Genomic DNA, 7,207 nt, shown 5'->3' with positions numbered 1-7,207 from the left:
GGCGCTCGCCGATCGGGCCAACGAGTACATCGCCGCCGCCGCGCCATGGACGCTGGTCAAGGACCCGGCGCATCTGCCGGACGCGCACGGCGTGTGCACGCAGGCGCTGAACCTGTTCCGGCTGCTGATGGTTTATCTCAAACCCGTGCTGCCGCGCCTGGCGGCGGACGTCGAAGCACTCCTCGGTGCACCGCTTGCCTGGGCCACGCGCCGGCGGCCGCTGCTGGGTCACCCCGTCGCGCCATACAAGGCGCTGCTGACGCGCGTCGATCCGAAGGCGGTCGCGGCGATTCTGGCGGCCGGCAAGTCCGCTTGAGCCGCGGGCGTGTACTGCGCGACGTTCCGTGAATCAAGGGCTTAGCCCTTGATTCGGGCCGGGGCATCCTGCCCCGGACGGAAAACGCTGAATAAATCAGCGTTTCCCAAGCTCACAACAGTTCCAGCACCTTTTCCGGCGGACGCCCCAGCACGGCGCGCTCGCCGTCGGTGGCGATCGGGCGCTCGATGAGGATCGGGTGTTCGGCCATGGCATCGATCAACGCCGCCCGCGTCAGGGCCGGATCGTCGAGACCCAGCTCCTTGTAGGCCGCCTCGCCCCTGCGCATCAGTTGCCGGGGCTCCATGCCAAGCAACTCGAGCAGTTTTTCGATCTCGGCCCCCGTCGGAGGCTGCTTGAGGTATTCGATCACCTCTGGCTCCACGCCGTGCTCGCGCAGCAGCGCGAGCGCTTGGCGCGACTTGGAACAGCGCGGGTTGTGGAATAGGCGGATCGGCATGGCGTGCTCGGCGGGCTCAGCCCATCTGCCGCTCGCGGATTTCCGCCAGCGACTTGCAGTCGATGCACAAGGTGGCGGTGGGCCGGGCTTCCAGTCGCCGCAGGCCGATCTCGGCCCCGCACGCTTCGCAGTAGCCGTACTCCCCGGCGTCGATCTGGTCGAGCGTTTCCTCGATTTTGCGGATCAGCTTGCGTTCGCGGTCACGCGTGCGCAGCTCGAGCGTCATCTCGGACTCCTGCGTGGCGCGGTCGGTCGGGTCCGGGTAGTTGATGGTCTCGTCCTGCATGCGGTGGCGGGCGCGATCCATCTCGGCAGCCAGCTCGTCGCGCCAGGCGCGCAGGATCTGCCGGAAATGTTCTTTCTGCGCTTCGCTCATGTACTCCTCGCCCGGCTTGGGCTGGTACGGAGCGAAGGTTTTCTGAGGCGATTCGGTGATCCCCATGTCGCGGGACTCCAGCTGCGCCGCCGGTCTGTTGCGCGGCGGCCGGGGGGCGGATTTCGAGGGCGCGGCATTCTAATGCATGACCCGGTTGCGACCAAACGCCGGTCGGCGTTGCCGGTTGGCGTGGTAAACTCGGCGGCCACGTTCGGTGACCGTGGGCGGCTGCAGCCGGGCATGGCGACGGCGTGTGACGCATAACGCAAGCGTATCCAGCAAGGGAGTCTGCCGCATGGGCAAACCGCGGCCGTTGTCGCCTCACCTCACCATCTACCGACCGCTGATCGGCAGTTACACTTCCATTTTGCACCGCGCCGCCAGCGCCGCCCTGCTGATCGGGCTGGTGTTTTTGGCCGTCTGGCTGCTGGCCATCGCCCACGGCGGCCCGTTGTTCGACGCCATGTCCGGGCTGTGGGGCAGCGTGATCGGCAAGGTCATGTTGTTCGGCTGGACGTTCTGCGCGTTTTTCTATGCCGCGCACTGGATACGCCACTTCGCCTGGGATCTCGGCTACGGCTTCGAGCTGGCCACCGCGCGCCTGACCGGCCGCCTGGCGCTGTTCGGTTCGGCCGCCGCCACGCTGCTGGTGTGGCTTTACCTTGCCATGAGGGCCGCCTGATGACGCAGTTTCGCTCGCCGCGCGCGCTGGCGCGCGGTCATGGTGCGGCCGGCACCGGCACCGGGGCGTTTTTCTGGGAGCGCCTGACCGCCGCGGCGTTGATCGTGCTGGGCGCCGTGCTGCTGGCGCAGCTGCTGTGCCTGTCGGCGGGTGGCGTGACGCTCGAGGAGGCGCGCGCCTGGCTCGCCGCGTCCTGCACCGGCGGCCTCGTGCTGTTGTTTTTTGTGATTGCCATGATCAACGCCTACCTGTGCAGCCGGGTGCTGATCGAGGACTACATCCACGTGCCCGGGCGCAGCCTGGCGGCGCTGATTGGCCTTGTGGTGTTCACCGTGGGCCTGGGCACCGTGGCGGTGCTGGCGGTGCTGCGCGTGATGTTCGGACAGTGAGTGTTATGAGCAGCGAGCAGCAGATTACCGATCACCGCTTCGATGTGGTGGTCGTCGGCGCCGGCGGCGCCGGCCTTCGCGCCACCTTCGGCATGGCGGCCGAGAACATGTCGGTGGCGTGCCTTTCCAAGGTATTCCCGACCCGTTCGCACACCGTGGCGGCGCAGGGCGGCATCAATGCCGCACTCGGCAACATGGTGGACGACGACTGGCGCGACCACTTCTACGACACCGTCAAGGGCTCGGACTGGCTGGGCGACCAGGACGCCATCCAGTACATGTGCCAGCAGGCCATCGCGGCGGTGATCGAGCTCGAAAACGCCGGCATGCCGTTCTCGCGCACCGAGGACGGCAAGATTTACCAGCGGCCGTTCGGCGGCCAGTACCAGGCCGACCACAAGACGCCGGCGCAGCGCACCTGCGCCGCCGCCGATCGCACCGGTCACGCCATGCTGCACACGCTGTACCAGCAGTCGCTGAAGCACAAGGCGCAGTTCTTCGTCGAGTTCTTTGCCGTCGATCTGATGACCGACGCCGCCGGCCGGGTGATCGGCGTGGTCGCCTACGATATGGTCGAGGGTCGCCTGCACCGCTTTTTCGCCCGCGCCGTGGTGCTCGCCACCGGCGGCTACGGGCGGGCGTACCAGTCCTGCACCGCGGCGCACATCTGCACCGGCGACGGCATGGCGCTGGCGGCGCGCATCGGCGTGCCGCTGCAGGACATGGAGATGGTGCAGTTCCACCCGACCGGCATCTACCCGGCCGGCTGTCTGATCACCGAAGGCGCGCGCGGCGAGGGCGGGTATCTGACCAATGCGCTCGGCGAGCGTTTCATGGAGCGCTACGCGCCAAGCGCCAAGGATCTCGCCTCGCGCGACGTCGTCTCCCGCGCCATGACGGTGGAGATCCTGGAAGGCCGCGGCTGCGGCCCCAACAAGGACCACATCCTGCTGCACCTGGAACACCTGGGTGCCGACACGCTGCACGAGCGCCTGCCCGGCATTTCCGAGACGGCGCGCATCTTCGCCAATGTGGACGTGACGCGCGAGCCGATTCCTGTGTTGCCGACCGTGCACTACAACATGGGCGGCATCCCGACCAACTACCACGGTGAAGTCATCAACCAGGACGAGCGCGGCAACGACTTCGTGGTGCCGGGCCTGTTCGCCATCGGCGAGGCGGCCTGCGTGTCGGTGCACGGCGCCAATCGCTTGGGCGCCAACAGCCTGCTCGACATCATCGTGTTCGGCCGCGCCGCGGCGCTGCGTTTGAAGGACACCTTGCCGACGCTGCCGGAGCCGAAGATCACCGCCGAGGCCGGGCGCCGTGGCATCGAGCGCTTCGAGCGCACGCGCACCGCCAAGGGCCGCTACTCGCCGGCCGAGATCCGCGAGCGTATGCAGCGCACCATGCAGCTGCGCTGCGCGGTGTTCCGCAAGGAAGACACGCTGCAGGCGGGCGTGAAGGAAATCCGCGAAGCGGCCGCCATGTTGCCCGATATCGGTCTTACCGATCACGGCATGGTGTTCAACACGGACCTGGTCGAGGCGCTCGAGCTCGAAAACCTGCTCACGGTGTCGCTGGCCACCATGGACTGCGCCGCCGAGCGCAAGGAATCGCGTGGCGCCCACGCCCGCGACGACTACCCGGAACGCGACGACGTCAACTGGATGAAGCACTCGCTGGCCTGGGTGCCGGACGTGGTGAGCGGTCAGGTGCGCCTGGGTTACCGCGCCGTGACCACGCACACCCTGACCGACGAGGTCGCCCCCATCCCGCCCATGAAGCGGGTGTATTGATGGAGCGCTGAAAAATGCCGTCCATGGCATTTTTCAGTTCGCCCCGTCGCGGTACACGCCCGCGACGGGCTGCCTCGATCGAGCGCTCATGCGCTCGATCGACGTTGGAGCATCCTGCCCCAATCAGGAAGCGCTGGCATCGCCGGCGCTCCCCTTTGCGCTGAGGACCGACAAGATGGCGGAAAAAGCCCGCGTCGAACGCGAGCAGCTGGCTGCGCAGCCGGGGGGCACCCCGGCCGCCGGCAAGGTGGTGTTCGAGATCTACCGCTACGACCCCGAGTCCGACCAGCCGCCGCGCACGCAGCGATATGAGGTCAACACCGGCGACTGCGGCCCGATGGTGCTGGACGCCCTGCTGCACATCAAAAACCGCCAGGACGGCAGCCTCACCTTCCGCCGCTCCTGCCGCGAGGGCGTGTGCGGCTCGTGCGCCATGAACATCGACGGCGTCAACACGCTGGCCTGCACCAAGGCGACCGCCGATTGCCGCAGCGCGCACATCCGCATCTTCCCGCTGCCACACCAGGAAGTCATCAAAGACCTGGTGCCGGATCTGACGCACTTCTACGCCCAGTACGCCGCGCTCGAGCCGTGGTTGAAAAGCGAGACCCCGCCGCCGTCGGGGCGCGAGTACCGGCAGTCGCACGAGGACCGCGCCCTGCTCGACGGCCACTACGAGTGCATCCTGTGCGCCTGCTGCTCCACCTCCTGCCCGTCGTATTGGTGGAACTCGGATCGCTTCTTCGGCCCGGCCAGCCTGTTGGCGGCGCACCGCTGGATCATCGACAGCCGCGACGAGGCGCAGGGCGAGCGGCTCGATCAGCTGGAAGACCCGTTCCGGCTGTACCGCTGCCACACCATCATGAACTGCACCAGCGCCTGCCCGAAGGGCCTCAACCCCGCCAAGGCCATCGCCGACATCAAAAAGCGGCTGGTGCAGCGCCACCTGTAAAGGGCGATGTTGCAGGCGGTTCCGACCACGCCGCTGGCCCGCTACCGCTGGGAGACCAGGCGGTCGGGTTTCGTCGCCGATCCGCTGCAGGAAGCCGCCGTCGCGCGGCTGGATGCCCTCTGGCATGCCATCAACCAGCCGCCGCGGCGCGGCTGGCTGGCCCGCCTCGCCGCGCGCAACGCACCGCCGCCCAAGGCTGGCGCCTATCTATGGGGCGACGTCGGGCGCGGCAAGAGCTATCTGCTGGACTTGTTCTTCGACTGCCTGCCGGGCGAGCACAAGCGGCGGTTGCACTTCCACGAGTTCATGCGCGCCGTGCATGCGCAGCGCCGTCGCCTGGGTGACATGGCGGACCCGCTACCGCGTATCGCCGCCGACTGGGCGGCCGAGGCGCGCGTGCTGTGCTTCGACGAGTTCCAGGTGCACGACGTGGCCGACGCCATGCTGCTCGGCGGGCTGCTGAAGGCGTTGCTTGGCCGCGGCGTATTCGTGGTCGCAACCTCCAACCGCCGGCCGGATGACCTGTACCTGCACGGCCTGCAGCGGGCGCGCTTCCTGCCGACCATCGCGCTGCTGAAAGAGCGCCTCGACGTGATCGAACTCAACGGTCCCACCGACTACCGGCGCCGCGCGCTGCACGACGTGCGCCGTTACTTCACGCCGCTTGGCCCACAGGCCGAGGCCGGCATGGCGGCGGCGTTCCGGCATCTGGTGCCGGAGCACGACAAGACCGCGCCGCTCGAGGTCAACGGTCGGGTGATTGCGGTGCGCCGGCGCGGCAGCGACGTGGCGTGGTTCGACTTCGACGCCCTGTGCCGCACCGCGCGCAGCGCGCTCGACTACCTCGACATCGCCGAGCGTTTTCACACCGTGCTGCTGTCGAACGTGCCGCGTCTGGCGGCAGACGAGTACGACGTGGCGCACCGTTTCATGAACCTGATCGACGTGCTGTACGACCAGGGCGTGAATCTCATCGTGTCGGCCGCCGCCCCGCCGGCCGAGCTGTACCAGGGCGAGCGCATCGGCTTCGAGTTCCAGCGCACCGTCAGTCGGCTGATCCAGATGCAGTCGGACGCCTGGCCGGGTGGCCGACGCGCCGCCTGAGCAGCCGCTGGCGGTGCTCGCCGCCGCGGGCGACGCGCGGCCCGCGGCACTGGCCGCGCGCCTGTGCCTGCCGCTGGTCGAGGGCGAAGCGGCCGCCACGCTGCTGCTGGCCTACGATCCGCACGGATTGGAACTGCGTGCGCCGGGCCGGCGCCTGACGCCGCTGCGGGTGGACTTCTCGCACATCGGCCAGCACGGCGGCGGCGAACTGCTGCGCGCTGCGCGCGTCAAGGCGCGCCCGGCGCGGCTGCTCGACCTCACCGCCGGTCTGGCGACCGACGCCTTTCGCCTGGCGCGGGCGGGTTTCGAGGTGCTGGCCTGCGAGCGCGTGCCGGTGATCCACGCGTTGGTCGAGGACGCACTGGCCCGTGCGCCCGGCGTGCCGCCACCGGGCAAACTCGAACTGCGCCTCGCCGACGCCCGCAGCGTGCTGGCCGACCCGGCGCTGCCCGCCCCCGACGTGGTCTACCTCGACCCCATGTTCCCCGGCGAGGGCCGCACCGCGCTGCCGCGGCGCGAGCTGCAACTGCTGCGCGAGCTGGCCGGCGAGGACGACACCGGCATGGAGCTTTTGGCGCTGGCGCGCGCCCGCGCGCGGCGGCGGGTGGTGGTCAAGCGGCCGTTGCATGCGCCGGCGCTGGCGCCGGATGTGAGCCTCGCCTTAAAGGGCCGGGCGGTGCGCTTCGACGTGTACCTGACCGGTGGCTGAGACCCATTGACGTGGGCAGTTGGGGAAAGGCCGAAAAAATCCGTCGACGGTATTTTTCGGCTCGCCGGCGTGTCAGGACTCGAACACCGCCAGCGGCACCCAGCGCTCGGCATCGCTGAGCCCGCCGTGCACGCCAACCGGCATGAACGGCCGCTCGCCGGGCAGACGGTCGCGCAACGTCCAGCCGTCGGCCATCGCCACCACGAAATCGCCGACGCGCTGTGCCAGCGCCGGGTGCGGTTCGCCGGGGCCGAAAAAACCGGCCTCGATGAACTGCCGGCCGTCGTAGACGGTTGCCCGCTCACCCAGATAGTCGGCCAGCTCGGCGCCGAGCGCTTCGCGCTGATCCGGCTTGGCGTGCACCAAGGCGAGGCGCGATTCGCCCGCCAGCGGCAGGCGTAGGCGCTGCAGCAGCTGCGG

Annotated in this window: 7 protein-coding genes and 3 pseudogenes; 7 read left to right on the top strand and 3 right to left on the bottom strand. The window is 68.9% G+C overall.

All coding sequences use genetic code 11. The features are described from left to right. Nucleotides 1-316, top strand: a pseudogene (metG, locus tag PHC73_RS09835) (methionine--tRNA ligase); the annotation flags it as partial. 112 nt (nucleotides 317-428) lie between these two features. Here metG and arsC read toward each other — a convergent pair. After that, nucleotides 429-776 carry an arsenate reductase (glutaredoxin) gene (gene arsC / locus PHC73_RS09830; protein WP_300127357.1) on the bottom strand — a complete coding sequence of 116 codons (348 nt, stop codon included), beginning with the start codon at nucleotides 774-776 and terminating at the stop codon, nucleotides 429-431. 16 nt (nucleotides 777-792) lie between these two features. Next, on the bottom strand, nucleotides 793-1,218 hold the full coding sequence (gene dksA, locus PHC73_RS09825) for an RNA polymerase-binding protein DksA (RefSeq protein WP_366949850.1): 426 nt from the start codon (nucleotides 1,216-1,218) through the stop codon (nucleotides 793-795). 229 nt (nucleotides 1,219-1,447) lie between these two features. Between dksA and sdhC the strand changes: the two genes are divergently transcribed. From sdhC to PHC73_RS09795, 6 genes and pseudogenes are all read left to right on the top strand, one after another. Then, nucleotides 1,448-1,834 (top strand): succinate dehydrogenase, cytochrome b556 subunit, encoded by a 387-nt coding sequence (gene sdhC / locus PHC73_RS09820; protein ID WP_300127354.1) that lies wholly within the window; start codon nucleotides 1,448-1,450, stop codon nucleotides 1,832-1,834. After that, nucleotides 1,834-2,223 carry a succinate dehydrogenase, hydrophobic membrane anchor protein gene (gene sdhD / locus PHC73_RS09815; protein WP_300127351.1) on the top strand — a complete coding sequence of 130 codons (390 nt, stop codon included), beginning with the start codon at nucleotides 1,834-1,836 and terminating at the stop codon, nucleotides 2,221-2,223. The genes sdhC and sdhD overlap by 1 nt, the downstream gene beginning before the upstream one ends. Before the next feature lie 5 nt (nucleotides 2,224-2,228). Then, nucleotides 2,229-4,022: a succinate dehydrogenase flavoprotein subunit gene (sdhA, locus tag PHC73_RS09810; protein WP_300127348.1), complete on the top strand. Its 1,794-nt coding sequence runs from the start codon at nucleotides 2,229-2,231 to the stop codon at nucleotides 4,020-4,022. A gap of 253 nt (nucleotides 4,023-4,275) precedes the next feature. Next, nucleotides 4,276-4,974, top strand: a pseudogene (locus PHC73_RS09805) (succinate dehydrogenase iron-sulfur subunit); the annotation flags it as partial. A 6-nt stretch (nucleotides 4,975-4,980) separates the two neighbouring features. Beyond that, nucleotides 4,981-6,078 carry a cell division protein ZapE gene (zapE, locus tag PHC73_RS09800; protein ID WP_300127343.1) on the top strand — a complete coding sequence of 366 codons (1,098 nt, stop codon included), beginning with the start codon at nucleotides 4,981-4,983 and terminating at the stop codon, nucleotides 6,076-6,078. Then, complete coding sequence (locus tag PHC73_RS09795) at nucleotides 6,059-6,787, top strand: class I SAM-dependent methyltransferase (RefSeq protein WP_300127341.1); 729 nt, start codon at nucleotides 6,059-6,061, stop codon at nucleotides 6,785-6,787. Before zapE ends, PHC73_RS09795 begins: the two co-directional genes overlap by 20 nt. Nucleotides 6,788-6,859: 72 nt before the next feature. Here PHC73_RS09795 and PHC73_RS09790 read toward each other — a convergent pair. Further along, nucleotides 6,860-7,207: pseudogene (locus PHC73_RS09790) on the bottom strand (phosphodiesterase); the annotation flags it as partial.

Source organism: Immundisolibacter sp. (assembly GCF_028696615.1).
GTDB lineage: Bacteria > Pseudomonadota > Gammaproteobacteria > Immundisolibacterales > Immundisolibacteraceae > Immundisolibacter.
Note: the sequence above shows the minus strand (reverse complement) of the source record. Positions and strands in the feature narration are given on the sequence as shown.

Excerpts from the sequence above, each read along its gene's own strand:
- arsC (WP_300127357.1), bottom strand. The coding sequence starts at position 776 with ATGCCGATCCGCCTATTCCACAACCCGCGCTGTTCCAAGTCGCGCCAA.
- dksA (WP_366949850.1), bottom strand. The coding sequence starts at position 1,218 with ATGGGGATCACCGAATCGCCTCAGAAAACCTTCGCTCCGTACCAGCCC.
- sdhD (WP_300127351.1), top strand. The coding sequence starts at position 1,834 with ATGACGCAGTTTCGCTCGCCGCGCGCGCTGGCGCGCGGTCATGGTGCG.
- sdhC (WP_300127354.1), top strand. The coding sequence starts at position 1,448 with ATGGGCAAACCGCGGCCGTTGTCGCCTCACCTCACCATCTACCGACCG.
- sdhA (WP_300127348.1), top strand. The coding sequence starts at position 2,229 with ATGAGCAGCGAGCAGCAGATTACCGATCACCGCTTCGATGTGGTGGTC.
- zapE (WP_300127343.1), top strand. The coding sequence starts at position 4,981 with ATGTTGCAGGCGGTTCCGACCACGCCGCTGGCCCGCTACCGCTGGGAG.